The organism is Amycolatopsis sp. EV170708-02-1, from assembly GCF_022479115.1.
Lineage (GTDB): Bacteria > Actinomycetota > Actinomycetes > Mycobacteriales > Pseudonocardiaceae > Amycolatopsis.
Map to the genome: position 1 here is coordinate 2,840,950 of NZ_CP092497.1, position 25,198 is coordinate 2,866,147.

Annotated in this window: 25 protein-coding genes and 1 pseudogene; 19 read left to right on the forward strand and 7 right to left on the reverse strand. The window is 69.7% G+C overall.

Features of this window, described 5'->3' with window-relative positions; translation table 11 throughout:
• Positions 1 to 439 precede the first annotated feature (439 nt).
• From MJQ72_RS13050 to MJQ72_RS13080, 7 genes are all read left to right on the forward strand, one after another.
• On the forward strand, positions 440 to 3,559 hold the full coding sequence (locus tag MJQ72_RS13050; protein WP_240601313.1) for a nitrate- and nitrite sensing domain-containing protein: 3,120 nt from the start codon (positions 440 to 442) through the stop codon (positions 3,557 to 3,559).
• A gap of 20 nt (positions 3,560 to 3,579) precedes the next feature.
• On the forward strand, positions 3,580 to 4,038 hold the full coding sequence (locus MJQ72_RS13055) for a roadblock/LC7 domain-containing protein (protein ID WP_085939650.1): 459 nt from the start codon (positions 3,580 to 3,582) through the stop codon (positions 4,036 to 4,038).
• A gap of 25 nt (positions 4,039 to 4,063) precedes the next feature.
• On the forward strand, positions 4,064 to 4,849 hold the full coding sequence (locus MJQ72_RS13060) for a DUF742 domain-containing protein (RefSeq protein WP_016337580.1): 786 nt from the start codon (positions 4,064 to 4,066) through the stop codon (positions 4,847 to 4,849).
• Positions 4,830 to 5,438 (forward strand): ATP/GTP-binding protein, encoded by a 609-nt coding sequence (locus MJQ72_RS13065; RefSeq protein ID WP_007033392.1) that lies wholly within the window; start codon positions 4,830 to 4,832, stop codon positions 5,436 to 5,438. The genes MJQ72_RS13060 and MJQ72_RS13065 overlap by 20 nt, the downstream gene beginning before the upstream one ends.
• A gap of 406 nt (positions 5,439 to 5,844) precedes the next feature.
• Positions 5,845 to 6,264 carry a roadblock/LC7 domain-containing protein gene (locus tag MJQ72_RS13070; RefSeq protein ID WP_005156190.1) on the forward strand — a complete coding sequence of 140 codons (420 nt, stop codon included), beginning with the start codon at positions 5,845 to 5,847 and terminating at the stop codon, positions 6,262 to 6,264.
• A 3-nt stretch (positions 6,265 to 6,267) separates the two neighbouring features.
• A complete protein-coding gene (locus MJQ72_RS13075; RefSeq protein ID WP_240599438.1) occupies positions 6,268 to 6,852 on the forward strand; it encodes a DUF742 domain-containing protein in 585 nt (194 codons plus the stop codon).
• Positions 6,853 to 7,432: 580 nt separating this feature from the next.
• Positions 7,433 to 7,765 carry a hypothetical protein gene (locus MJQ72_RS13080; protein ID WP_240599439.1) on the forward strand — a complete coding sequence of 111 codons (333 nt, stop codon included), beginning with the start codon at positions 7,433 to 7,435 and terminating at the stop codon, positions 7,763 to 7,765.
• A 38-nt stretch (positions 7,766 to 7,803) separates the two neighbouring features.
• Here MJQ72_RS13080 and MJQ72_RS13085 read toward each other — a convergent pair whose 3' ends face one another.
• Complete coding sequence (locus tag MJQ72_RS13085; RefSeq protein ID WP_240599440.1) at positions 7,804 to 10,047, reverse strand: helicase-associated domain-containing protein; 2,244 nt, start codon at positions 10,045 to 10,047, stop codon at positions 7,804 to 7,806.
• Positions 10,048 to 10,140: 93 nt separating this feature from the next.
• Here MJQ72_RS13085 and MJQ72_RS13090 point away from each other — a divergent pair, with 93 nt between their 5' ends.
• The 5 genes and pseudogenes from MJQ72_RS13090 (at position 10,141) to MJQ72_RS44815 (ending at position 14,921) form a co-directional block, all read left to right on the forward strand.
• A complete protein-coding gene (locus MJQ72_RS13090; protein WP_016337576.1) occupies positions 10,141 to 10,323 on the forward strand; it encodes a hypothetical protein in 183 nt (60 codons plus the stop codon).
• Positions 10,324 to 10,423: 100 nt separating this feature from the next.
• Positions 10,424 to 11,824 (forward strand): NAD-dependent malic enzyme, encoded by a 1,401-nt coding sequence (locus tag MJQ72_RS13095; RefSeq protein ID WP_240599441.1) that lies wholly within the window; start codon positions 10,424 to 10,426, stop codon positions 11,822 to 11,824.
• 148 nt (positions 11,825 to 11,972) lie between these two features.
• Positions 11,973 to 13,520: an alpha/beta hydrolase gene (locus MJQ72_RS13100; RefSeq protein WP_240599442.1), complete on the forward strand. Its 1,548-nt coding sequence runs from the start codon at positions 11,973 to 11,975 to the stop codon at positions 13,518 to 13,520.
• A 17-nt stretch (positions 13,521 to 13,537) separates the two neighbouring features.
• Positions 13,538 to 14,008 carry a cyclic pyranopterin monophosphate synthase MoaC gene (gene moaC, locus MJQ72_RS13105; protein WP_240599443.1) on the forward strand — a complete coding sequence of 157 codons (471 nt, stop codon included), beginning with the start codon at positions 13,538 to 13,540 and terminating at the stop codon, positions 14,006 to 14,008.
• Positions 14,005 to 14,921, forward strand: a pseudogene (locus tag MJQ72_RS44815) (molybdenum cofactor biosynthesis protein MoaE). The gene moaC and the pseudogene MJQ72_RS44815 overlap by 4 nt, the downstream one beginning before the upstream one ends.
• Positions 14,922 to 15,170: 249 nt before the next feature.
• On the opposite strand, the gene MJQ72_RS13120 reads toward MJQ72_RS44815, so the two are convergent.
• The 4 genes from MJQ72_RS13120 to moaA all read right to left on the reverse strand — a co-directional run bounded on the left by MJQ72_RS13120 (position 15,171) and on the right by moaA (position 18,620).
• Entirely contained in the window at positions 15,171 to 15,800 is a 630-nt protein-coding gene (locus tag MJQ72_RS13120) for a transglycosylase family protein (protein WP_240599445.1), read from the reverse strand.
• Positions 15,801 to 16,256: 456 nt separating this feature from the next.
• Positions 16,257 to 17,108 (reverse strand): phosphatidylinositol-specific phospholipase C/glycerophosphodiester phosphodiesterase family protein, encoded by an 852-nt coding sequence (locus MJQ72_RS13125; protein WP_240599446.1) that lies wholly within the window; start codon positions 17,106 to 17,108, stop codon positions 16,257 to 16,259.
• Positions 17,109 to 17,299: 191 nt separating this feature from the next.
• Positions 17,300 to 17,554 (reverse strand): MoaD/ThiS family protein, encoded by a 255-nt coding sequence (locus tag MJQ72_RS13130; protein ID WP_007033383.1) that lies wholly within the window; start codon positions 17,552 to 17,554, stop codon positions 17,300 to 17,302.
• Position 17,555: 1 nt separating this feature from the next.
• Positions 17,556 to 18,620, reverse strand: coding sequence for a GTP 3',8-cyclase MoaA (gene moaA / locus MJQ72_RS13135; protein WP_240599447.1), 1,065 nt, complete (start codon positions 18,618 to 18,620; stop codon positions 17,556 to 17,558).
• 79 nt (positions 18,621 to 18,699) lie between these two features.
• On the opposite strand from moaA, the gene MJQ72_RS13140 reads away from it, so the two are divergent.
• From MJQ72_RS13140 to MJQ72_RS13170, 7 genes are all read left to right on the forward strand, one after another.
• Complete coding sequence (locus MJQ72_RS13140) at positions 18,700 to 19,164, forward strand: MarR family winged helix-turn-helix transcriptional regulator (RefSeq protein ID WP_240599448.1); 465 nt, start codon at positions 18,700 to 18,702, stop codon at positions 19,162 to 19,164.
• 33 nt (positions 19,165 to 19,197) lie between these two features.
• Positions 19,198 to 19,602, forward strand: coding sequence for a molybdopterin-binding protein (locus MJQ72_RS13145; RefSeq protein ID WP_240599449.1), 405 nt, complete (start codon positions 19,198 to 19,200; stop codon positions 19,600 to 19,602).
• Complete coding sequence (gene modA / locus MJQ72_RS13150) at positions 19,599 to 20,360, forward strand: molybdate ABC transporter substrate-binding protein (RefSeq protein ID WP_240599450.1); 762 nt, start codon at positions 19,599 to 19,601, stop codon at positions 20,358 to 20,360. The genes MJQ72_RS13145 and modA overlap by 4 nt, the downstream gene beginning before the upstream one ends.
• Before the next feature lie 85 nt (positions 20,361 to 20,445).
• Positions 20,446 to 21,213: an ABC transporter permease gene (locus MJQ72_RS13155; protein WP_240601314.1), complete on the forward strand. Its 768-nt coding sequence runs from the start codon at positions 20,446 to 20,448 to the stop codon at positions 21,211 to 21,213.
• Positions 21,210 to 22,274, forward strand: a complete 1,065-nt coding sequence (locus MJQ72_RS13160) for a sulfate/molybdate ABC transporter ATP-binding protein (RefSeq protein WP_240599451.1) — start codon at positions 21,210 to 21,212, stop codon at positions 22,272 to 22,274. The genes MJQ72_RS13155 and MJQ72_RS13160 overlap by 4 nt, the downstream gene beginning before the upstream one ends.
• Positions 22,275 to 22,284: 10 nt before the next feature.
• On the forward strand, positions 22,285 to 23,079 hold the full coding sequence (locus MJQ72_RS13165) for an HAD-IIA family hydrolase (RefSeq protein ID WP_034308369.1): 795 nt from the start codon (positions 22,285 to 22,287) through the stop codon (positions 23,077 to 23,079).
• A gap of 37 nt (positions 23,080 to 23,116) precedes the next feature.
• On the forward strand, positions 23,117 to 23,932 hold the full coding sequence (locus MJQ72_RS13170; protein WP_240599452.1) for a metallophosphoesterase: 816 nt from the start codon (positions 23,117 to 23,119) through the stop codon (positions 23,930 to 23,932).
• 3 nt (positions 23,933 to 23,935) lie between these two features.
• Here the strand turns inward: MJQ72_RS13170 and MJQ72_RS13175 are convergent, their stop codons facing one another.
• Together MJQ72_RS13175 and MJQ72_RS13180 are read right to left on the reverse strand one after the other, a co-directional pair.
• A complete protein-coding gene (locus tag MJQ72_RS13175) occupies positions 23,936 to 24,310 on the reverse strand; it encodes a YccF domain-containing protein (protein WP_240599453.1) in 375 nt (124 codons plus the stop codon).
• Complete coding sequence (locus MJQ72_RS13180) at positions 24,310 to 25,071, reverse strand: PhzF family phenazine biosynthesis protein (protein ID WP_240599454.1); 762 nt, start codon at positions 25,069 to 25,071, stop codon at positions 24,310 to 24,312. The genes MJQ72_RS13175 and MJQ72_RS13180 overlap by 1 nt, the downstream gene beginning before the upstream one ends.
• Positions 25,072 to 25,198: the final 127 nt, after the last annotated feature.

A 25,198-nucleotide genomic window follows, 5' to 3' on the forward strand; every position in this document is an offset into this window, starting at 1 on the left:
TGAGCGCCAACGGGTCAAGACCCGTCCGGGGCTTACTTGCAGGTCTTGACCGAAGGGTTACATCTGGGCCGCCCGTTCGCTACCCTCATGCACCGGTAGTGAGGTGTGGACCACTGATGTAGTGAAAGAGAGTGCCTTGGATGGCCGAACGCTCTGGACCTTTCCCGAGGTGCAAGGCACTCTGTGTCGAACTGGACCCTGATGTCGGACACGTCGAACACGACCGTGCTTCACTGGTGTGCGCCCGCGCACTGGCGGGTTAGGCCGAATAGACCAATGACGTCAGGCGGGATTTCGGCCAAGTGCACTTGAGAGACTGCGTCAAAGACGACTTCCTCATTCGTCAGAGTGAGCACTCGCGTCCTACGTCTCCCTGCCGGGTGGCAGGAGCGTGCGGGTAGTGGTCTCCGACAACCGACCCAGGCAGCAGCAGAACGGCATGTCCAAAATGGGCTTTCCCGGCCCGAATGAAGATGATGGTGGTGCGGCGGTGCCGAACGAAGACACCGCGGGGGTGGGAGGGACCCCTGCGCGGGAAACCGGAGACGGTCCTGGTGGGAAGGCCGGGTCGTTCCTGGGCCTGCGTAACTGGCGTCTGCGATCGAAGCTCGCGGCCGTCCTGATCATCCCGACGCTGACCGCGCTCGCGCTCGGCACGCTGCGCGTGATCGACGACAGCGGCGAGGCGGCCCGGTTCCAGGACACGGCCGATCAGGTCGCGTTCGCCGACAAGATCACCCTCGTGGTGCACGAGCTGCAGAGCGAGCGCGCGCTCGCCGTCGCCCGGATCGCCTCGCAGGACGCGTCGCGCCAGAACGGCCTCGACGCGCAGATCGCGAAGGTCGACCGCGCCGTCGACGACCTGCGGGCCTCGGCGAACCAGATCAACCCGGACGATCAGGACACGAGGGACCGCTATTCGCGTGGTCTGCAGCGGCTCGACGCCCTGCGCCCGCTGCGCGGCGCGATGAACACCTCGCTGCTGGGCGACACCCCGGTCCTCATCGCCTACTCCGGCATCCTCGACTCGCTGGTCCAGCTCGGCCGCGAGGTGACCACCGCGGTGGCGAACCGCGACGTGCTCCGGCTCGGCGTCACCGTGCAGGCCATCAGTGAGAGCAAGGAGTTCATCGCCCGCGGCGACGCGGCGCTGCTGATCGCCTCCTTCCGCTCCGGTTTCCCCGGTGACCTGTTCGACCAGGCCCGTTCGGCGGTCGCGAGCGGTGACGCCTCGACGGCGGCCTTCGTCGCCAACGCCAGCCCCGAGCAGCGGCAGCTTTATTCGGACACCTTCTCCGGGCCCGAGGTCGACGACCGCCGCCGGATCACCACGATGGCGTTCTCGCTGCACCAGCAGAACGAGCCGCCGGCGATCGACAACGTCGCCCTCGGCAACGACAGCCGGGTCGCGCTCGACAAGCTGCGCGCGGTCGAGACCAACCTGCTCGGCCAGCTGCGGGCACAGGCCGACGGCCTGGCCACCGACGCGATCAACTCGGCCTGGATCGGCGGCGCGGTCGTGCTGCTGGCCCTGCTCGCGGCGCTGTTCCTGATGCTCGTCATCGCCCGCCTGATGCTGCGCCCGCTGCGGGTGCTGCGGAAGACGGCGCTCGACGTGGCCTACACACGACTGCCGGAAACCGTGCAAGCGATCCTGGACGACCCGGACCCGGTCAACGCCTCGAAGCGGTCGGTCGAGCCGGTGCCCGTCACGTCGCGTGACGAGATCGGTGAAGTGGCGCGTTCGTTCGACGTCGTCCACGAACAGGCCGTCAAGATGGCCGCCGAGCAGGCCCTGCTGCGCGAGAACGTCAACGGCATCTTCGTGAACCTGTCCCGCCGGTCGCAGCGGCTGGTGGAACGCCAGCTGGGCGTCATCGACCGGCTCGAGGCCGACGAGCAGGACCCGGACCACTTGGCCAGCCTGTTCGAGCTCGACCACCTCGCCACCCGGCTGCGCCGCAACGGTGAAAGCCTCCTGGTGCTCTCGGGCGCCGGTCTCGCGAAGTCGGTGCCCAAGCCGGTGCCCGCCGCCGACGTCATCGGCGCCGCGGTGTCGGAGATCGAGCAGTACGCCCGGATCGAGATCGGGATCGTCCCCGAGGTCGCCGTCCAGGGCCTGACGATCCACGACCTCGTGCACGTGCTCGCGGAACTGCTGGACAACGCCACCTACTTCTCCGAGCCGGAGACGAAGGTGACCGTCCGCGCGGTGATCACCCGCAAGAAGGCGCTCGCCATCCAGGTCACCGACCACGGTGTCGGCATGACCGAGGAGCGGCTCGCCGAGGTCAACCAGCGGCTGGCCGACCCGCCGGACCTGGACGTCTCGGTGACCCGGCGGATGGGCCTGTACGTGGTCGCGCGCCTGGCGCGCCGCCACGGCATCGAGGTCCGGCTCCGGGAGAACGAGGACATCGAGGGCGGCGTGATCGCGCGGGTCGTCGTGCCCGCCGAGCTGCTCACGCAGATGCGGCCCGGCGTGCGCAACACCCCGCCGCCGGCGAACCGCTCGGAGACGTCGATGCCTTCGATGCCGTCGGTGTCCGAGATGTCGAGTTCGCTGCCGAACGTCCCCGCCTCCGACCGCGGCCTGGAGATGACCCCGCCGCCGCCGTCGAAGCCCCCGGCTCCGCAACCGGTCGCGCAGCAGGGCGGGCTCGTCCCGCTCGACCAGCCGATCAGCCTCGACGACCTGGTCGCGGGCAAGAACGCGGCAGGCCCGTTCCTCAGCCCCGCGTCCCCCGCCGAAGAGACCCCGGCGTGGCCGACGGCCGAGGACATCTCGCCGACGAACGGCGACGGCGCCTCGAGCGGCACCGAAACCCAGTTCGCGTCGCTGGTGCTGCCGAAACGGGAGCCGAAGTACACGCCGGTCGAGCCGAAGAACAAGCCCGAGGAGACCGCCGAGTCTTCGGACGCGGGCAAGTCGGCGCTCGACGACGACGTCCCCACCCGGCGGCTGCCGATCTACCAGTCGGTGCTCTCGCGCTGGTTCAGCGAAGGTGACGAGGCCGGGGGCGACACCCCGACGACCTACACCGAGCCGGTCGAGTCCGAACTGCCCGTGCGGACCCCCGACGGTGGCGCCGGCGTGGCGGAATCCGAGGGCGGGGACACTGGCGACACCGCCGGAGAGGTCTTGCCCACTCGGACCCCGCGGAGTGTTCCGCCGGAGACGGTGCTCCAGGACAATGGCTGGCGCAGCGCGTCGGACGACGGCTGGCAGGCGGCGCAGGTCCTGTACGAAGACCGGAACGACGAGATCACCCCGGCGGGCCTGCCCAAACGGGTGCCGAACCAGTACCTCGTCCCCGGCTCGATCGGCGGGAACGAGCCGAAGAAGGAAGACTCGTTCGCCGACAAGACCTCCGGAATGCCGGGTACGGGCGCGATCGCCCGCTCGGCGACGGCGGCGCGGAGTCGGATGGCAAGCTTCCAGAAGGGCTACACGTCGGGACGGCACGCGTTGAAGGAACGCCCGCTCGATGCGCTGGATGACAACGGCGTTCCGGTGACCGGCAGGGATACCCCTGCCGATGACAGCAGTAAGGAGTGACAGTGACACGGGCGGGTGCGATGCAGCCGGGTGGTCCGGCGCAGCCTGGCGGCCAGGCGCAGGGTAAAGGACACACGAGCAGCTTTGCCTGGCTGATCACGGATTTCGTGCACCGGGTCCCGGGCGCGGCGCATGCCGTGGTGGTGTCGGCGGACGGTTTGCTGCTGGCATCCTCGAAGGGACTTCCCAAGGACAGGGCCGATCAGCTGGCCGCGGTCGCGTCGGGGCTCACGAGCCTCGCGCGCGGTGCGGCGAAGGTGTTCGAGGGCGGCACGGTCGCGCAGACGGTGGTCGAGATGGCCAACGGCTTCCTCTTCCTGATGTCGGTGTCCGACGGTTCCTGCTTGGCGGTCCTCGGATCGCCGGAGAGCGACATCGGCTTGGTCGTCTACGAGATGACCCTGCTGGTGGAACGGGTGGGGCAACAGCTGACACCGGAGATGCGCGCGCAGCTGCAGGGCGCGTCGGTCCGCCGCTGAGCGACCGGGAACCGAGGAGAATGCCGTGGACGACGGGCGCTTGAGGGGCGATGGCCGGCTCGGTGACGACTTCTCCGGCGGGTGGTCGGAACGAGACGACGGCCGGGAGGACTGGACGTCCTTCCGGGACCGGGTCGACCGCGAATGGCGATCGCGACGGGCACAGGGGTCGGACAACGACCCCGTGTCCCCGGACGAGGCCTCCCGCTGGCTGACCGATTCGAACGCGGGCCAGGGACCCGCCGACTTCAGCGTCTCGGACTACCGGGAACGCCTGCTCGGCGGGCCGGGCGCGGAGCTGTTCGGTGGTGGCAGCGGTCCGCTCTACGACTCGGGCGAGTTCGCCAAGTTCTCCTTCGACAAGGAGGAGGAGCGCCGGGCGGCGGCCGCCGCGGCCGATCCGCTCGCCGCGGCCCTGCCGCAGCAGGCGCAGAACGAGTTCGTCGACGAGCAGTACACCACCGACGTCGAATCCTCCGGCCTGGTCCGGCCGTACTTCCGTACGCGGGGCCGGACCAAGCCGACGTACGACCTTGCCATCGAGGCGTTGATCTCGACCAGCGAACAGGGACGCGTGCTCGACCGGGTGCGCGTCCCCGAACACCGGTCGATCTGCGACCTTTGCCTGGACACCCGGTCCGTCGCCGAAGTCGCGGCGCTGTTGCGCCTGCCGCTCGGCGTGGTCCGGGTGCTGATCGGAGACGTGGCCGGCCTCGGTCTGGTCCTGGTGCACACCGCCAGCCAGAACGTCGGTGACCGGCCGAGTATCGAGTTCATGGAGAGGGTGCTCAGTGGGCTTCGGAGAATTTGACTCCGACGCGAATGCGCCGCAGGTGACCGGACCGACTTCGTCGGCCAAGATCGTGGTCGCTGGCGGATTCGGCTCGGGGAAGACCACGCTGGTCGGAGCGGTTTCGGAGATCGATCCGCTGACCACCGAGGCCATGATGACCGAGGCCAGTACCGGCGTCGACGACAATTCGGCCACCCCGAACAAGTCGACGACGACCGTGGCCATGGACTTCGGCCGGATTTCGCTGGACTCGGACCTGGTGCTGTACGTGTTCGGTACGCCGGGCCAGCACCGGTTCTGGTTCATGTGGGACGACCTGGCGGTCGGCGCCATCGGTGCCGTCGTGCTGGTCGACACGCGACGGCTCGCCGACGCGTTCCCCTCGATCGACTTCTTCGAGAACCGGAAGCTGCCGTACGTCGTGGCGATCAACTGCTTCGACCGGCTGCTGCACCACCAGATCGAGGACGTCCGGCACGCGCTGACGATCTCGCCGTCCGTGCCGATCATGGCCTGTGACGCCCGGGAACGTGAGTCCGCCAAGCAGGTGTTGATCTCGGTCGTGCAGCACGCCATCGCGCACGATTCGGCGTTGCGCGCGGGCTAAAGGGACGAAAGCCCGGAGCGGATGCGGCCGTTGGAGTGAACTCGGCAGGCTTCACCCGCTTCGGGGAGTGGCGTCACCGGTCGGATCGAACGCGAGGCGACCCCTTTCCCGCGATCCGGCGTCGCCGCCACTCGATCGAGTGGCCGCACCGCCGGTGACCTGCGCGGACGCCGGTTCACACCTGGTCGCGCCAGGTCACCACAGGGTGACCCACGAATGCGTGGTTCGCGATGGGTCGACGCGGTGAGCGGCTGGACGTTTACGTTCGGTTAACGCCGTCGGCCGGGTGGCGGGCTCGACACGATCGACGGGACGAATACGCTGGGTGGAGGCGTCTTTCGGCTGGTCATCGGGAGACGCCCGGACCACGCCGCCCAGGTGGTCTTGACGCAGCGAGGAGGGACTTGTGACGGCATCCGGGCAGCAAAGCTCGTTCGGCTGGCTCATCACGGATTTCGCGCGCCGGGTTCCCGGTGCGGCACACGCCGTGCTGGTCTCCGCGGACGGGCTTCTCCTCGCGCCGTCGGACGGGCTGCCGCAGGAACGGGCCGAACAGCTCTCCGCGGTCGCCTCCGGGCTGATCAGCCTCACCGCCGGCGCGGCCCGCTGCTTCGACGCGGGCGGGGTCAACCAGACCGTCGTCGAGATGGAACGCGGCTACCTCTTCCTCATGTCGGTCGCCGACGGCTCGTCACTCGCCGTGCTGGCCGCGCCGACCTGCGACATCGGCACCGTGGCCTACGAGATGACGCTGCTCGTCGAGCGGGTCGGCCAGCAGATCACCCCTGAGCTGCGGGCGCAGCTGCAGGGCGGCGTACGTGGGTGACCGATGAAGATCAGCGGATTCACCGAACCGGACCCCTCCGGCTGGGACTCCCTCTATCAGGGCACCGAACGCGAGGCCTTCGATTCGCCGAGCCGGTTCGAGCTGAGCTCGATCAGCACGATCATGCCGCGGCGCCCGGCCGCGCCGCCGGAGCCGCCTCCCGCGCCGGCGCCCTCACCGATCCGCCAGTCGCCTCCGCGGCCCGCGGCCGCTGACGTCGCGCCCGCTTCCGTCTACCTGCCGCCGGCTTCGGGCTCCAGGGTCCGGCCCTACACCCGCACCGGCGGGCGCACCCGCACCGCGCACGACCTGGCGCTGGAGGCGCTGGTGTCGACCAGCGAGGACGGCCGCCGGTACCGCGGCGTGCGGACCCCCGAACACCGGCAGATCTGCGATCTCTGCCTGGACACCCGCTCGATCGCGGAGATCGCCGCGCATCTGCGGCTGCCGCTGGGCGTGGTGAAGGTGCTCGTGGGCGACATGGCGGACGCCGGTCTGGTGCTGATCCACCAGACGGAGCTGATCCTCGGCGACTCCTCTTCGCGCGCCTTCATGGAACGGGTGCTTCAGGGCCTTCGCGCCCTCTGACGCCTGCCGCGTTTAGTCCTCTAAATGCGCTCCGTCCGGGGTTGTTCTTGCTTGGCGGAGCGTCCTGAAGGCCACCTTCAGGACGTTAGATGTCTCAAGGGTGACCTTCGGGACATCGTGTCTGTCCAGGCATGTGTCACGCCGCATTCAGACCTCTAAATGTGCGGCGGGAACACTCGAGACCTAGTGCCTCCAGTGCAAGGCGCCCTCAAGCTGACTACTTTGCGGTGATGTATCAGTGCTGTCGGTAGCTTCCTGGGCCGCTTCTCGATAGAACCACGGTCGTCCGTGAACGGGATCTCAGCGTGACGCCGGTCCTCTCGATCTGCGTTAACCTGGTCAAGGAGTAGCCGGTGGGGTACTGGAGAAAGCATCCTAGGAAGGATCTGGAAGCTGTTCTGGAGCACTTCCATCGGGCAGGGTGGAGGATCTTGGATCCGCCGACCTACTACACCGTCCGATGTCCTTGCGGCCAGCACCAGCGTTGGATCCATCTGACGCCGAGCGGGGCCAACTACGGAAAGAACGCGGTGTCCTGGCTGCTTCGTCAACCTTGCTACCAGATCGAGGGGGGTTACTGATGGGTGTGACGGTTCACGCGCATTGGGTGTTCATCGCCGATGGCGATGGTGATCTCTTCGGTTACTGCGACAAGGTGATGCGAGCGCTGCTCGAACAAGAACGTTGTCTCGACGGTTTCGTGGACAGTGCCGTTTCCGCGGATGCTGGACGAGCGGCCATGGAGATCGAGGCCGACAGTTCGGGGGACGACCTGTCCCATGCGATCGCGAAGGCCCATGCCGCCGTCCGGTCCGCTCTGCATTCGGTCGGTATCGGGACGCCGGACTGGCCGACGCACGGCGAGGCCATGTCGATGGTGCTGAAGGACCTCCGCACCGAGCAGCTCGCGTAGCTGCCGGACCGCATTTAGAGGACTAAACGCGGCGTCGGTCAGTCCTCCACCAGGGCGGCCGACGTGATCCGGTGCAGCGGGTAGCGCTCGTTGTCGGTCCCTTCGAGCACCCCGCCGCCGACCCGCAGCGGCCGCACCACGCGCTGGCTCGCCGTCCCGCGTGAGTCGACGAACCCGATCCACACCTCGCGGCGTTCGATGGTCGCCTGGGACAGCAACGCCAGGGTCGCGGAGGTGTCCCCGGCGCCGCCTCCCTGCGGCGCGCGCACCGTCTCGCCCCGGCGGCGCGCCGAAGCTGCGTCGCCGGCCCGTACGTGCGCGACGATCTTGCCGACCTGATCGTCGGTCAGCCCGGCGGGTTCTCCAGGCGCGCGACGCGCGGCACGCGCCTTCGCGGGCAGACGACGTCCTGACGGCCTGATGTCCATGACGCGTCCGTCGGGCCCTTCGGCGGCCGGAGCGAACCCGGCGGCGCGGAGCGCGTCGAGGACTTCGGCGAGTGGGTACGCGCTGATCAGCACTGTCGGCGCGATCATGCGCAAGCCGTATTCCGTCGCGACGGGGCTGCCCATGACCTCGGCGAGCAGGGACGCGTCGTCGCAGCGCAGGAACGACTCGGCGGCCCCGCCGCGCAGCCGTCCGTGCCGCCGGGCGACGTCGTCGATGAGGTAGCTCAGCGATTGGGGCACCGGCGTCGCCGACTTCGACGTGAACAGCTGGTGCAGTTCGCCCGCGGTCCGCCCGGTGTCGAGCGCGCGGCGCACGGACGTCTCGGTGATCCGGTAGACGGTCGCGTGCCCGGCCGATTCGATGTCGGCGACGGCGGCCATGTCGGCCGCGAGTTCGGTTTCCAGCGGTCCCGGCGCGACCACGGTCAGGTCGGCCTGCACCAGGACGTGGTCCACCGGACGTGGCAGCGCGTCGAGCATCGCCTCGACCGCTCCTGGACGATCCTCGGCCAGGAGCGCCCGGGTCGCCGAGGTGAGCCCGCCGAGGCCGATCAGGCCGAGCGCGGCCCCTTCGGCCATCGTCCAGCGCACGGTCTCGTCCCGCAGCCGCCCGCCCCGCCGCGGCGCGCGCCAGGCGAGCGCGGCGACCAGTTCGTCGGTGCTCTTCACACCGGAGCCTTCGGGCAACGCCGCCAGCGCGAGGAGGATCCGGCGCCGCGAAGTGGGCGCCAGCGGACGGCGCAGGTCTTCCGACAGCGGCGCGATCGGCTTGTCCTTCGCGTCCCGTCCGCCGGCGAGGCCGGGCAGCCGGGGCAGCTCGAGCCAGGCCTGCGCGACCGTCATCCAGCGTTGCGCGGTCGGCGAGGCGAGCCACGAATCCGTAAGCGTCGTCGGCACCCATTCCGGCGTGGTCGCTTCGCTGTCGGCCACCAGACCGGCGCCGACCGCGATCTCCGCGAGCAGCGTCACCCGCGTCTCGTCGACATCGAGATCCTTCGCGAGCTTCTTCAGCTCGCGCACTCCGAGCCCGCCGGACTTCAACACCGGCGGTGGCGTCTCGGACCAAGCCCGAAGCATGTTTTCGGTCTGGCGCAAGAATTCCATCGCCTCGCCGGCGGCCGTTGTGTCCACAGTGGACCGGCTGTGGGGATGCACGGGGAGTTCCGGTTCGCGCAGCGACGCCTGCTCGAACACCACCCCGCCGCGCAGCGCGATCCCGATCTCACGCGGCAGCTCGACGGTCTGGTCGTCCCGGCGCAGCAGCAGCCCCCTGGCGAGAAGGCGCTGGACGGGGTTCTGTGCCCGCTCCAGTGGGACGTCGGCCGACGCGTCGCGGGTGCGGCCGATCGGTGGCCCGGTGGCCAGCGTCGTCAGGAGGGCTCGTTCGTCCTCGCCGACCTCGGCGAGCGCGGTCTCGATATCCGTTCCGGCGAGCGCGGGCGACGACGACCCGAGCCCGGCGGGAAAGGGGCCGAGCGCGTCGCGGGCGGACGGCGGGACGCGCAGCGCGTCGTCCTCGCCCCAGACCAGGGCCCGCTTGCGCAGCACCGTCAGCGCCTCGCCGATCTCCGTGCCCGCGAGCCGCGCGACCTCGGCCGCCGGGACCGGGCCGGTGTCCGCCCCGGCCAGCAGCAGGGCATCGAGGACGGCGAGGGTGAAGGTGTCGAGGTCTTCGCAGGCACGCGCGACGGAGCCCGGCGTGCCGGCCCGGGTGGCGAGCACGATGGTGTCGGACGGGGGCGGCGTGGACAGGTCGCGACGCGTGCGCAGCAGTGCGGCGAGGGCGTCGTCGGACTCCTGGCGCAGCCAGTCCGCCAGGGATGGCGCGGGCATAGACGACCAGGATACCGGGCGGGTGGTGGCCCGGCAGCCGCGTTCGGGCAGACTGTCCCTCGAGAACGGCTTGACCATGCTCTGGAGGACGTTGTGGCGAAGGGCGATAACAAGAAGCGCGCGGGCATCGACCCCACGTGGCCCGGTGAAGACGGGGAGCACCCCGTCACCGAGCTCGCGTCCGATCGGCAGGGCGCCTTGTCCCCGTTCGGCGACGTGACCTTCCCCCTCGACACGGTGCCGTACGTGCACCCCGAGACCGAGATCAACCGGTAGAAGTTACTGGTCAGTCACCCCCTGCGAGGGTTCGTGGCTGTCGTCACGGGAGTAGGTTTTCGATCGACCTATTCGAGCGTTCCTCAGCGGGGGTAGTGCCATGCCGGTTCCCGGTCCCGGATATTCGATCACCGTCCGGGTGGAGGCCCCCGCGTCATCCACCGCGGCGGGTGATCTGACGACCGCCGTCGGCCGGGTCGGCGGTGTGCTGACCGCGTTCGACGTCGTCGAGTCGCACCCCGACTCGATCGTCGTCGACATCAGCGCCAACGCCCTGTCGGAGAACCACGCGCAGGACATCACGCAGACCCTGGACTCGTTGCCGGGCGTCCGCGTGCGCAAGGTCTCCGACCGGACGTTCCTGATCCACCTCGGCGGCAAGATCGAGGTCAGCCCCAAGGTGGCGCTCCGCAACCGTGACGACCTCTCCCGCGCGTACACGCCGGGTGTCGCCCGTGTCTGCCAGGCGATCGCGGCGAACCCCGAGGACGCGCGCCGCCTGACCATCAAGCGCAACACCGTCGCGGTGCTCACCGACGGTTCCGCGGTGCTGGGCCTGGGCAACATCGGCCCGGCCGCCGCGCTGCCGGTGATGGAGGGCAAGGCGGCGCTGTTCAAGAAGTTCGCCGACGTCGACGCGTGGCCGGTCTGCCTGGACACCCAGGACACCGAAGAGATCATCATGATCGCGAAGGCGCTCGCGCCGGTGTACGCGGGCATCAACCTGGAGGACATCGCCGCGCCGCGCTGCTTCGAGATCGAGAAGCGCCTGCGTGAGCAGCTCGACATCCCGGTGTTCCACGACGACCAGCACGGCACCGCGATCGTCGTGGTCGCCGCGCTGCGCAACGCCCTGCGCGTGGTCGGGAAGAACATCGAAGACTGCAAGATCGTCGTCAGCGGCGTCGGCGCGGCGGGTTCGGCGATCATCCGCCTGCTGCTGCGCAAGAACCCGGGTGACATCGTGGCCGCCGACATCGACGGCATCGTGCACTCCGCGCGCGGCAACCTCGACGAGAACCTGACCTGGATCGCGGGGCACACGAACAAGGAGCAGCAGGCGGGAACGCTGCACGAGGCGCTCGTCGGCGCCGACGTGTTCATCGGGGTCTCCGCGCCGAACCTGTTCGGGGCCGAGCAGGTCGCCACCATGAAGTCCGACGCCGTCGTGTTCGCGTTGGCCAACCCGGACCCGGAGATCGACCCGCTGGAAGCGCAGAAGCACGCCGCCGTGGTCGCCACCGGCCGCAGCGACTTCCCGAATCAGATCAACAACGTGCTCGCGTTCCCCGGCGTCTTCCGCGGGCTGCTCGACGCGCAGGCGCACCACATCGACGACTCGATGCTCCTCGCGGCCGCCGACGCCATCGCGGACGTCGTGGACAACGGCAAGCTGAACGCCTCGTTCATCGTGCCGAGCGTGTTCGACAACGCCGTCGCCCCCGCGGTGGCCGAGGCCGTGAAGAAGGCCGCGAAAGCCGCAAAGACCGCTCAGTCGTAGGAACTGGTAGCAAAGGTCCCTTGCTCCATTCGGCGGCGCCGTCATCACTGAGACCGACCTCGAGGCCGACTTCAGGGTGACGACTCCGCCGATGGCCCGCCCATAGGCTCGACTCCGACCAGGAAGTCGATCATGAACGGGGGCTGGGATGACTCGCTCTGTCCTGAGCAGGATCGGGGCACTCACCGCCGCGGCGGTCACCATGGCGGTACTCGTACCGGCCACGGCGTCCGCCGCGGTTTCGTCTGTCGGCTGGGGGCCGTGTCCGGAGGACGTGGCCGCGCCCGGCGTGCAATGCGCCACCTTGAAGGTCCCGCTCGACTACCGGAACCCGGGCGGGAAGACCATCGACATCGCCGTTTCCAGGCTCGCCAGCACCAAGCCGGCGAAGCGGCGGGGCATCATGCTCACCAACCCGGGCGGCCCCGGCGGGCCAGGGCTGACCATGCCCGCCGGGTTGCGGTCGGCGGGTATGCCGTCGAGCGTGCTCGACGCGTACGACATCATCGGCTTCGATCCGCGCGGGATCGGCCGCAGCACGCCGGTCACCTGCGACCTCAAGCCCGAACAGCAGGTCAGCAACGTCCCGCCGTACGCGCGTGACGCGGCGGCGGTGGCGGAACGCGCGAAGGATGTCGAGGGCGTCGCGAAGCAGTGCGGTGACTCGGCGACGGCCGCCAACCTGCCGTACATCACCACGGCCAACACCGCCCGCGACATGGATCGCATCCGGGAGGCCTTGGGCGAGGAGAAGCTCTCGTACTACGGCGTCTCGTACGGCACGTATCTGGGCGCCGTGTATTCGACGCTGTTCCCGCGGCGGACCGATCGCGTCGTGCTCGACAGCGCGACCGGGCCGGGCGGGCTCGACACGACCGGGTCCCGCCGGCTGGCGGAGGGGTTCCAGGACCGCTTCCCGGACTTCGCGAAGTGGGCGGCCGCGCGGCACGCGAGCTACGGGCTCGGCCGCACGCCGCAGCAGGTGACGGCCAAGTTCTACGAACTCGTCGCCAAGCTCGACGGCGGCGCGGTCCCCGGGGTGGACGGCGCGGCCTTCCGGGCGGGCACGTTCGGTTCGCTGTATTCGACCACCTCCTTCCCGGTGCTGGCACAGCAGTGGCAGGCGCTCGACACCGAGGGCGTCGCGAAGCAGACCGCTCAGGCTCAGCAGCTCGACGTGGGGCAGCTGCTGTCCGCGCAGCTGCACGTGGTGTGCAACGACGTGAACTGGCCGGAGAACGTCGCGGCCTACCAGCGCAACGTCGAGAAGGACCGGGTGCGGTACCCGATGTTCGGCGCCGCCGCGGCGAATATCTGGGCGTGCGCCTACTGGCCGTCCGAGCCGATCGAGCCGCAGGTGCGGATCGGCGACCGCGGGCCGTCGAACATCCTGGTGGTGCAGAACCTCCGTGACCCGGCGACCCCGCTGAGCGGGGCCAGGGAGATGCGGCGCGCGCTGGGCGACCGGGCGCGGATGGTGTCCGTCGACGACGGCGGGCACGGGGTCTGGCTGAGCTCGGAGAACGCCTGCGGCAACAACGCCGTCAACCGGTTCTTCGTGGAAGGCAAGCGTCCCGGGCACGACACGGCCTGCGCCGCGGACAACGGCGGGCTCTTCGCTTCGATGACACCGGAGCAGCGGCAGGAACGGGAGAAGGCCCTCGGCGAGGTTCGCTCGAAGCAGCGGATGTTCTGAGGACTAGCCTGCTGGGCGTGAGTGAACTCAGCCACGTCGACCATACGGGCGCCGCCCGTATGGTCGACGTTTCCGGCAAGACGCCCACCGCCCGCATCGCGCTGGCGGGCGGCACCGTGCACACCACGGCCGAGGTGCTCGGCCTGCTCGCGACGGACGGGCTACCCAAGGGCGACGCGCTCGCGACCGCCCGGATCGCGGGCATCATGGGCGCGAAGAAGGTGCCCGAGCTGATCCCGCTCTGCCACCAGATCGCGTTGTCCGGGGTGAAGGTCGAGTTCGTCCTCGACGAGACCGCCGTGCACATCACCGCGACCGCGAAGACGAACGACCGGACCGGCGTCGAGATGGAGGCGCTGACCGCCGTCGCCGTCGCCGGGCTGACCCTGCACGACATGATCAAGGCCGTCGATCCGGCCGCGACCCTCGACGACGTCCGCCTGATCCGCAAGGACGGCGGCAAGACCGGGACCTGGGAGCGGCCGTGAACCGGGTCGCGAGGGTGATCGTGGCGTCCAACCGCGCCGCGAAGGGCGTCTACGAGGACACGACCGGCCCGGTCATCACGGACTGGCTCGCTTCACGGGGCTGGGAAGTGCCCGCGCCCGTCGTCGTCGAAGACGGGGAACCGGTCGGCGAAGCCCTGCGTGCCGCCGTCGCGGCCGGGGTTCAGGTGATCGTGACGACCGGCGGAACCGGCATCTCGCCGACGGACCGCACTCCGGACGTCACCCGCGCCGTCCTCGACTACGAACTCCCCGGCGTCGCGGACGCGATCCGCGCCGCCGGACTGCCCAAGGTGCCCACCGCCGTGCTCTCGCGCGGCGTCGCCGGTGTCGCGGGCCGGACCCTCGTGGTGAACCTTCCCGGTTCACGCGGCGGGGTGAAGGACGGACTGGGCGTACTGGACGGGATCCTCGACCATGCCGTCGACCAGCTGGCGGGCGGCGACCACCCACGGGAGGTACAGCAGTGAGCGTTCGGGTCGCACGGATCGCGGTGGTCGACGAGCCGCTTTCGGTCGAAGAACACGCCCGGCTGGTCGACGACGCCGCCGCGGGCGCCGTCGTCACCTTCGGCGGGGTCGTGCGGGACCACGACGGCGGACGGTCGGTGGAGAGGCTCGCCTACGAAGGACACCCCAGCGCCGCCGACGTGCTCGCGGAGGTCGTCACGGACCTCTCGGGGAAATGGGAAGGCGTGCGGGCGGTCGCCGTCAGCCACCGGCTGGGCGCGCTGGCCATCGGCGACGTCGCGCTGGCGTGCGCCGTGGCGGCCGAGCACCGCGGGCAGGCCTTCGCCGCCTGCTCGGAGCTGGTCGACGAGGTCAAGGCGCGGCTGCCGGTGTGGAAGCACCAGCACTTCAGCGACGGCAGCGACGAATGGGTCAACTCGCCGTAGCCGCCAAGTGGCTACGGCGCCGGTTCGGGCCCCATGTACTGGGCAAGGTGTGAAGGTCGAGTTTCCTCGGCTGAGCCGGAGGAAGAGGGCCTTCACGGACCCGGGCGCCGACCCGAATCGTCACTCACGAACCACCCCGGAACACGACAAAGCCCCACCGCCGGGGGAATGGCGCGGTGGGGCCTTGTCAGTCGTGACGTGGCCGCGCGGGGATCCCGCGGGCATCACGACTTACTGGTGCTCAAGAGCTCACTTGGTGGCGAGCTTCTGGCCGACGACGATGAAGTCGGCGTTCGGCACGTATTCCTTGTTCAGCTCCTGCAGCTTCTGGTAGCCGCCCTGGACGTTGAACTTGGAAGCGATCTTCGACAGCGTGTCGCCCGCCACGACGGTGTAGTCACCGGCCGGGTTCGAGTTGGCGACGTTCGCGGCCGGGGCCGGGGCCTGCTTCTGGACCGGCGCGGTCGACTTCTTCGGGGTCACCTTCTTGGTGGCCTTCGGGGCGCTCGACTTGGCCTTGGCGGGGCTGGCGGAGCCGCCCTTCTTGCCACAGTGCGGCCACGCGCCGATGCCCTGGCCCTGGAGGACCCGCTCGGCGACGGCGATCTGCTGCTCACGCGTGGCGTTGTGCGCGCTGCCGGTGCCGCCGTAGGCGCGCCAGGTGCTCTGCGAGAACTGCAGACCACCGTAGTAGCCGTTACCGGTGTTGGTGCTCCAGTTGCCGCTGCTCTCGCACTGCGCGATGGCGTCCCAGTTGGTCGCCGACGCGGGGGTCGCGGCGATTGCGAGGGGAGCGCCGACCGCGACACCCGCAATGGCGACGCGGGCGATGTGACGGGTGGCGGCGGACATCTTGCGGTGCTTGCCTCGGTAAGACATGTGAGTAAATCTCGCTCCCTGCGCCTACGAGCCTGTGCTGAGGGAAGGACCCGTGGGTCCTGGCCGGCCGTCTCAGGCCGGCTGACTTCGCCTGACGCACGACGCGTCGGCTCGGTCCCCTCGTCCCTGTCCGGAAATGCTTTCGCTCGGGGTTGGGTCCGGGAATCCGTTGGACAGGGCTCGGCGCTACGGGTTCCCGGTGTTGCGTGGTCGGTCGGGGCCAACCGAAAAGCGACGGTACGTAACGAACGGCCGGGACGGAAATTATTCGAGCTGTGACCTACATCACAGTAACAGCACGCAACCCATAACGATTCGGCCGTTTTCGCAGGTCAGCGGGCCGTTATCTGGCCGTTTCCTGACCGAGATAATTCACGGATCGTGAGGCTTGCATCACGTGGATTAAGGGATGACTGGCCCATTCGTGCGCCTTCGCGCGCGAATGGGCCGCGCACTTTAGCGAGACCTCAAGAAGTTCGCCAGCCCTGGCAGGTCATCCGTATTCAGGTGGTCGACCCCGGCGGCGACCAGCTCTTTCCACAACGCGTCACGGCCGGGTCCGGCGGCGTCGGGCGTGGCCCAGAAGCGCACGCGCTGACCCGCCGCGTGGGCGCGCTTCACCAGGTCGTGGAGCTTCGCCCGCTCCTCGGCGGGGAAGGGGCCTTCGCCGGTCCAGGTGAACAGCCCCGTCCAGGAGTCCGAGACCAGCGGGGTGACCCGCGGGTCCGAGCCGATGCCGAGGTCGTTCTGGTCCTTGATCCGGCCGTCGTAGAAGGCGAGCCGGAACTTCTGCCCGAGCATCACATCCTTGGGGCGCCCGCCGGAGATGACGGCGGTGACGGCCCGCTTCTTGACGTGTCCGAACGCGTACACAGAGAAGAGGAAGGAGTAGCGCGGGTCGTACAGCCGCTTCTCCAGTGCCGCGTAGGTGCTGTTCGCGTCGCCCTTGACGTCGATCAGCAGCTGGAACTCCGCACGCTGCCGGTAGACGCCGACACCGTGGTTGGCCAGCACGCGCTTGCGCAGCGGCTCCAGGTAGAGCGACTCCAGGGTGCGGTCCGGGCGGGTGTCCGCGAGGTCGTGGGCGACCAGCAGCTGCCCGTCCACCAGGAAGATGTCGGCCTCGACACTGGTGAAGCCCTGATCGAGCGCGTCCTGCAGCGGACGGGTGTGCTCGTAGTCGTTGTGGCTGTGCGCCTGCGCCAGCGGCTTGACGCCGCGTTCATGGGCGGAGGCCGGCGCGGTCGCGAGGCTCGTGGCGGCGACCGCGGCGAGCAGCGCGGCGAGGATACGGCGGGGAGTGATCACTGGCGCATCCTCGGCTGCTTCGGCGACCGGACGGTGAACTCGAGACGGCGAGCAAGGGACCTTTGCTACCACTTTCGAGGTTCGCGCAGGTCAGCGGCCTTCGGTGGGCGGCCGACACGCACTGGCCGGCGACGTACCCCGGGGTGGGCTGCCCGTCGCGCACGGCTGCGGCGACCGGGACGGCGGGCAGGTCAGCCGCCCGCGAACGGGGGCAGGACGTCCAGCTCGGCCGCGTCGGTCAGCGGCCGCGTGAGATCCCGCACCGCGACGCCGTCCAGAAGATAGGACACCGCGTCGAGCAGCTTCGCCAGCTTCTCCGGGTGGAGTTCGCGCAGGCGGGCGACGGCGTCGGCGACGCGGGCGCCGTCCGGCAGGGTCACCTTCTCCTCGTCGAGGCCGACGGCCGCGCGGGCCGACGCGAAGTACCGCACCACGATGGTCACCATGTCAGCCGCCGATCGCGCTCATCGGCCGGATCGGCTGCGCGAACCCGGCCTCGTTGATCTCGTGTCCGGCGAGCTTGCCCCACATGGTCGCCCGCCAGGCGTCCGCCACCTCTTCTTCGCGCGCGCCCGCGCGCACGAGGGCGCGCAGGTCCGTCTCGTCGTTGCTGAACAGGCACGAGCGCACCGCGCCGTCCGCGGTCAGCCGGGTCCGCTCGCAGGCGCCGCAGAAGGGACGGGTCACCGACGCGATCACGCCGACGTCGCCCGGCCCGCCGTCGACCAGCCAGCGTTCGGCGGGCGCCCCGCCACGCGCGGCGGGGAACGGCGACAGCGAGAACTCCTCGCCGAGCATGCCGAGGATCTCCTCGGCGGTGATCATGTCGCCGCGGTTCCAGCCGTGCTGCGCGTCCAGCGGCATCTGCTCGATGAACCGCAGGTGGTACCCCTCGGCGAGACAGAACTTCAGCAGCGGCACGGCCTGGTCGTCGTTCAGCCCGCGCATGAGCACCGCGTTGACCTTCACCGGGTCCAGCCCGGCTTCGCGCGCGGCGGCCATGCCGGCGAGCACGTGCGAAAGCCGGTCGCGACGCGTGATCGTCTCGAACAGCGCGCGGTCGACGGTGTCCAGCGACACGTTGATGCGGTCCAGCCCGGCGTCGGCGAGCGGCTTCGCGCGCTTCGCGAGCCCGATCCCGTTGGTGGTCATGGAAAGCCGCGGCCGCGGTTCGAGCGCCGCGACCCGCTCGACGATCTTCTCCAGCCCTTGGCGCAGCAACGGTTCGCCGCCGGTGAGCCGGATGTCGGTGATGCCGAGCCGTTCGACGGCGATCCGCAGCAGCAGCACGAGCTCGTCGTCGGTCAGCACGTCCGCGCTCGGCATCCATTCGAGCCCTTCGGCGGGCATGCAGTAGGTGCAGCGCAGATTGCACTTGTCGGTGAGCGACACCCGCAGGTCGGTCGCCACGCGGCCGAAGGTGTCGATCAGAGCGGGGTTGTCCGGCCTGGGCACGCTGGGGCGACCGCGTGTACCGGGGACACGGGGAAACCCGAGATCGACTGCTGTCATTGACACCAGACTAACCCCGGAACGGCCGAAAACCGACTGTCTAGAATCTCTTTTCGCACCGAATCGGAGGGGTTTCCGGATGGCGAAATATCCGCTCTCGGCGGAGGAATTGGCCCGGTTCGCCCATCTCGGCAGGGAAAGCAGCACCCTGACCGTTCTCCGGCACGCGCGCATCGCCGAGCGGATGGGCCTGTCCGCCACCGACCACAAGGTGCTCGAACTCGCCGGACAGGCGCCGGGACCGTTGACAGCGGGCAGGATCGCCGAGCTGACCGGGCTGTCGACGGGCGCTGTGACCGGCGTCATGGACAGGCTCGAAAAGGCGGGTCTCGCCCGCCGCGTCCGCGACACCGCCGACCGCCGGAAGGTGCTGATAGAGGTCGTTCCCGGTGCCATGGAGCGGTACGCGCCGCTCTTCGAATCCGCGTACACGAACATGAAGACGGTGCTCGAACAGTTCTCCCCCGAGGAGCGGAAAGTGCTGGAGCGATTCCAGAGCGCGTTGCTCGATGGCCTCCGGGACGAGTTGCCTGGCACCGCATAGCTTTTCCGCATCTGCGGAAGTAATCTGCCAGGCATGCCGCAATTCCGGTTGTCTGAGGCCGCTCGTCTGCTCGGCGTCAGCGACGACACCGTCCGCCGCTGGGTCCGTGCCGGCCAGCTGACCGCGTTCGACGACACGGCGGGCCGCAAGGTCGTCGACGGCGCCGAGCTCGCCGCGTTCGCCAAGGCGCAGGCCGAACAGCCCGAGGATCCCTCGGCCGTCGGCCGCTCCGCGCGCAACCGCTTCGTCGGCCTCGTCACCGAGGTCGTCACGGACAAGGTGATGGCGCAGGTCGAGCTGCAGTGCGGTCCGCATCGCGTGGTCTCCCTCATGAGTGCCGAAGCCGTCCGCGAGCTCGGGCTGCGGCCCGGCGTGCTCGCGGTCGCCGTCGTCAAGGCGACCACCGTCGTGATCGAAACCCCGGAAGGAAGCCGATGAGGAGAGTCGTCCCCGCCCTGCTCGCGCTGGCGCTGGCCGCGACGGCGTGTGGTTCGGATCAGCCCGTCACCGCGACCATCGAGCAGAGGACGCTGACCGTGTTCGCGGCGGCGTCGCTCACCGAGTCGTTCGGGGCGCTGGGCAAGCGGTTCGAGGCGCAGAACTCCGGGGTGAGCGTGAAGTTCAGCTTCGAGGGCTCCTCGGCGCTGGTCCAGAAGCTGACCCAGGGCGCGAAAGCGGACGTCTTCGCTTCCGCCGACAAGACCAATATGGACAAGGCCGCCAAGGGCGAGGTACTCGACGGGCAGCCGTCGGTGTTCGCCACGAACCGGCTCGCCATCGCGGTCGGGAAGGGCAACCCCAAGGGCATCAAGGGGCTGGCCGACCTCGCGAAGGACGGGCTGACCGTGGTCGTCTGCGCGCCGCAGGTGCCCTGCGGGTCGGCGGCGAAGAAGGTCCAGCAGTCGTCCGGGGTCACGCTCAAGCCCGCCAGCGAGGAGCAGGACGTCAAGTCCGTACTCGCGAAGGTGCAGTCGGGCGACGCCGACGCCGGGCTCGTCTACGTCACCGACGCGACCTCGGCGGCCGCGAAGGTGGACAAAGTGGACTTCCCCGAGGCCGCGGGCGCGATCAACGAGTACCCGATCGCGGTGGTGAAGGACGCTCCGCAGGCTCAGCTCGCCGGGCTCTTCAGGAGCTTCGTCCTCGGCGAGGAAGGCAAGAAGGAACTCGCGAAGGTCGGTTTTGGCACGCCCTGACCCCGCGTTTCGTCCTCTGAATGCGGTAGATGCACGCGCAACGACCGCATTCAGAGGACGAAACGCGCGTGGTGGGGTCCCCTGGATCCTCTGGCCGCCGGCGATCTGCGCGCTGGCGCTGGTGGTGCTGCCGGTCGTCGGCCTGCTGGTGCGTTCGGATCTGACGCGCTTCCCGAGCCTCATCACCTCGCCGTCGTCGCTGAACGCGCTCAAGCTCTCGCTGCTCACCGCCGGACTGTCCACTGTGGCCTGTGTGCTGCTGGGTGTCCCGCTCGCGGTGGTGCTCGCCCGCTCGGGGGCGCGCGGTGTCCGCGTGCTGCGCGCGGTGGTGCTGCTGCCGCTGGTCCTGCCGCCGGTGGTCGGCGGGCTGGCGCTGCTGTACCTGCTGGGCCGCAAGGGTTTCCTCGGCATCCTGGTGACCACGCTGACCGGTGAGCAGGTGCCGTTCACCACGGCCGCGGTGGTCATCGCGCAGACGTTCGTCGCGATGCCGTTCCTGGTGGTCAGCCTCGAAGGAGCCCTGCGCGGCGCCGGTGACCGGTACGAACGGGTCGCCGCGACGCTGGGCGCCAAGCCGTGGACGGTGTTCCGCCGGGTCACGCTGCCGCTGCTGTTGCCCGCGCTCGGATCGGGCATCGTGCTCAGCTTCGCGCGGGCGCTGGGCGAGTTCGGCGCGACGATCACCTTCGCGGGAAGCCTCGAAGGGGTGACGAGGACCTTGCCGCTGGAGGTCTACACCCAGGCCGAGGTCGACGTCGACAGCGCCGTGGCGCTCGCGCTGCTGCTCATCCTGGTCGCCGTCGCGGTGATCGCGCTCGCCCGGCCGCGTGCGCTCGAAGGAGTCCGGTCGTGACCCTTTCGGCCGAGATAGCCCTCCGGCGCGGCGAGTTCACCTTGGACGTCGGGTTCGAAGTCCCCGACGCCCGCGTGCTCGCGCTGCTCGGCCCGAACGGCTCGGGGAAGTCCAGTGTGCTCGGCTGCCTCGCCGGTCTGCTCCGGCCGGACCGGGCACGGATCACGCTCGGCGGGCGCGGCCTGGCGGGCCTGCCGCCGCACGCGCGCGGGATCGGCCTGCTCTCCCAGGACGCCCTGCTCTTCCCCCATCTGTCCGCTTTGGACAACGTCGCCTTCGCGCCGCGCTCGACCGGAGCCGGCCGCGCCGAGGCGAAGCGGCGCGCGCGGGAGTGGCTGACCGAAGTGGACGCGCTCGAACTGGCCGGACGACGGCCCGCGCAGCTCTCCGGCGGGCAGGCGCAACGGGTCGCGATCGCGCGGGCGCTGGCCGCCGAGCCAGGGCTACTGCTGCTCGATGAGCCCTTCGCGGCTCTGGACGTCGACGCGGCACCTGCCATCCGAGGGCTGCTTCGCCGGGTGTTGCGGTCCGGACCGCCGACCGTCCTGGTCACGCACGACCCGCTCGACGCGCTGGCGCTGGCCGATCACGTCGCCGTCCTCGACGGCGGCCGGATCGTCGAACGCGGCGAGACCCGCAAGGTCCTTTCCGCGCCGCGCACGGCGTTCACCGCGCGGATCGCCGGGCTGAACCTGGTGCCCGGCGTCGCCGTCGAAGGCGGTTTGCGCACGTCAGGCGGGCAGCTGGCCGGAATCCCGTCCGAGGACGTCGTCGAAGGTGAAGCGGCCGTCGCCGTCTTCGCGCCCAGCGCCGTCGCCGTCTACCTGCGCGACGGCGAGCACCGGGGCAGCCCGCGCAACACCGTCGAGGGAATCGTCGACGCGCTCGAACCACACGGGCCGGTGATCCGCGTCCGGGCCCGCGGTGACGACTGGGCGGCCGGTCTCGCCGCCGACCTCACCCCGGCCGCGGTCGCAGAACTGGCGCTCGAACCCGGGACACCGGTCAATCTTTCGGTCAAGGCGGCGTCCGTGGCTGTTCACGCCGTCTCCGATCATTAGGGTGGGACCCATGAACGAGCGCCGTTGGACATACCTCAGCGACATGGATGGCGTGCTGGTCCAGGAGGAGCACCTCGTGCCCGGCGCGGACGAGTTCCTCAAGGAGCTGCGTGCCAACGACATCGGCTTCCTGGTGCTGACCAACAACTCGATCTACACCCCGCGCGACCTGCGGGCGAGGCTCGAGCGGACCGGTCTCGACATCCCCGAGGAGGCCATCTGGACCTCCGCGCTGGCGACCGCGAAGTTCCTCGCGTCGCAGCGGCCGAACGGCTCGGCGTTCGTGATCGGCGAGGCCGGGCTCACCACGGCGCTGCACGAGGTCGGCTACGTGCTGACCGAACGCGACCCGGACTACGTCGTCCTCGGCGAGACGCGCACGTACAGCTTCAGCGCGATAACCCGCGCGATCAGGCTGATCGAGGGCGGCGCGAAGTTCATCGCCACCAACCCGGACGCCACCGGCCCGAGCATGGAGGGCTCGATGCCCGCCACCGGTTCGGTCGCCGCGCTGATCGAGAAGGCGACCGGCCGCTCGCCCTACTACGTCGGCAAGCCGAACCCGCTGATGATGCGCTCCGCGCTGCGGCGGCTCGGCGCGCATTCGGAGTCGACGCTGATGATCGGCGACCGGATGGACACCGACGTCCACTCGGGAATCGAGGCCGGATTGCAGACGATCCTGGTGCTCACCGGCATCTCCACGCGGGAGAGCGCGGAGCACTACCCGTACCGGCCGACCAAGATCATCGACTCGATCGCCGATCTCGTCGGGCGCACCGGCGACCCGTTCGGCGAAGGCTGAGCGACACGACGGCGGGCGGAGGGCTTATCGTCAGACGATGCACGACGATCAGCCCACGTCCCCGACCTATGTGGTCGGTGACGTGCACGGACACCGGGACGAGCTGGCCGAGGCGCTCCGGGAGAAGGGGCTGCTCGACTCCGACGACGACTGGGCCGGCGGTGAAGCGACGCTCTGGTTCCTCGGCGACTTCGTCGACCGGGGGCCCGACGGCGTCGGCGTCATCGACCTGGTGATGCGGCTGGAACGCCAGGCCGCGACGGCAGGCGGGCACTGCGGGACGCTGCTGGGCAACCACGAGATCCTGCTGCTCGGGATGTACCACTTCGGCGACACCGAGGTGCCGTCCGACTTCGGGCCGCGCAGCTTCGCCCGCAGCTGGGAGATCAACGGCGGGCTGCTCGAAGACCAGGACAGGCTCACCCCTCAGCACATCGAATGGCTGACTTCGCGCCCGATGCTCACGCTGGCCGCGGACCACCTGCTGATGCATTCGGACACGCTCGAGTACCTCGGCTGGGGCGAGGACATCGACGGGATCAACGCGCGTGGCCGCGAGATCCTCGAAGGCAGCGACATCGAGGCCTGGTGGGACGTGTGGCGGCGGATGACCACGCGGTACGCCTTCCGCGGCCCGGAGGGCGCCGACGTCGCGCAACAGCTCATGGACCGCCTCGGCGGCGAGCGGATCGTGCATGGGCACAGCGTCATCGCGGACCAGCTGGGGATCCACCCCGCGCAGATCGAGGGACCGTATCTCTACGCGGGCGGGAAGGCGCTGGGGATCGACGGCGGGTTGTTCGTCGGCGGCCCGTGCTTGATCATTCCGCTGCCGTGGGAGCCCGAGGACTGAGCCTTACGGCAGCTCGACGATCTCCTTGCCCAGCGGCATCAGCGACACCGGGATCATCTTGAAGTTCGCCACGCCCAGCGGGATCCCGATGATCGTGATGCAGAGCGCGACCCCGGTCAGCACATGCCCGATGGCGAGCCAAAGCCCGGCGAAGAGGAACCAGATGACGTTGCCGATCGTCGACGCGGCCCCGGCGTCGCGCCGGTCCACCACGGTGCGGCCGAACGGCCAGAGCGCGTACGCCGCGATCCGGAACGACGCCAGCCCGAACGGGATGGTGACGATCAGGATGCAGCAGATGATGCCGGCCACGACGTAGCCGAGCGCCATCCACAGGCCGCACAGCACGAGCCAGATGACGTTCAGGATCAGGCGCATCAGACGTGCAACTCCCCGCTGGCCACGGTGACCGCCTGCCCCGAAAGCAGGGCACGGTCGCCTTCGAGACTCGTCCGGACGATGCCGCCGCGGGCCGAGGCCTGCTCGCCGACCAGCTTGTCGCGGCCGAGCCGGGCGGCCCAGTACGGCGCGAGGACACAGTGCGCGGAGCCGGTGACCGGGTCTTCGTCGATGCCGACACCCGGCGCGAAGAACCGGGTCACGAAGTCGATCCCGGCCACGTCACCCGGTGCGGTGACCATGAGCCGTCCGTTCCAGTGCGCGCGCAGCGCGGCCAGGTCCGGGGCGAGCGAGCGCACCACGGAAGCGTCGTCGACCACCGCGAACAGGTTGTGCTTGCTGCGCCCGACGTACTCGAACTCCAGGCCCGGCAGGATCGACGACAGATCGTCGTCCGACTCGCGGGGCGGATCCGACGGGAAGTCCATCGACACCCAGCCGTCTTCGGCGCGACAGCGCAACTCGCCGCTTTTCGTCATGAAGGTCTGCTCGCCGCCGAGGACGTGCGTGGTCGCCAGCGTCGCGTGCCCGCACAGGTCGACTTCGGTCTCCGGCGTGAACCAGCGAAGCGGCTTCGGCCCTTCAGCGTTGACCTCGACGAAGGCCGTCTCGGCGTGCTTCAGCTCGGCGGCGACGGACTGCATCCAGCCCGCGTCGCCCGGCGAGTCCAGCAGCACCACGCCGGCGGAGTTACCGGCGAAGGCTTCGGAGGTGAAGGCGTCGACGATGTAGAGGCGCATGTCCTCGACGATATCGGCCACCGCCGGAGCGGGCCTCCGGGTTTCCCCTGAGGTGGTCTCCACTTGCAGGTGGCCGCCGTCACGCGACGTTCCTAAACTCGACGCGTCGATGCCGCCGAACGCAGGA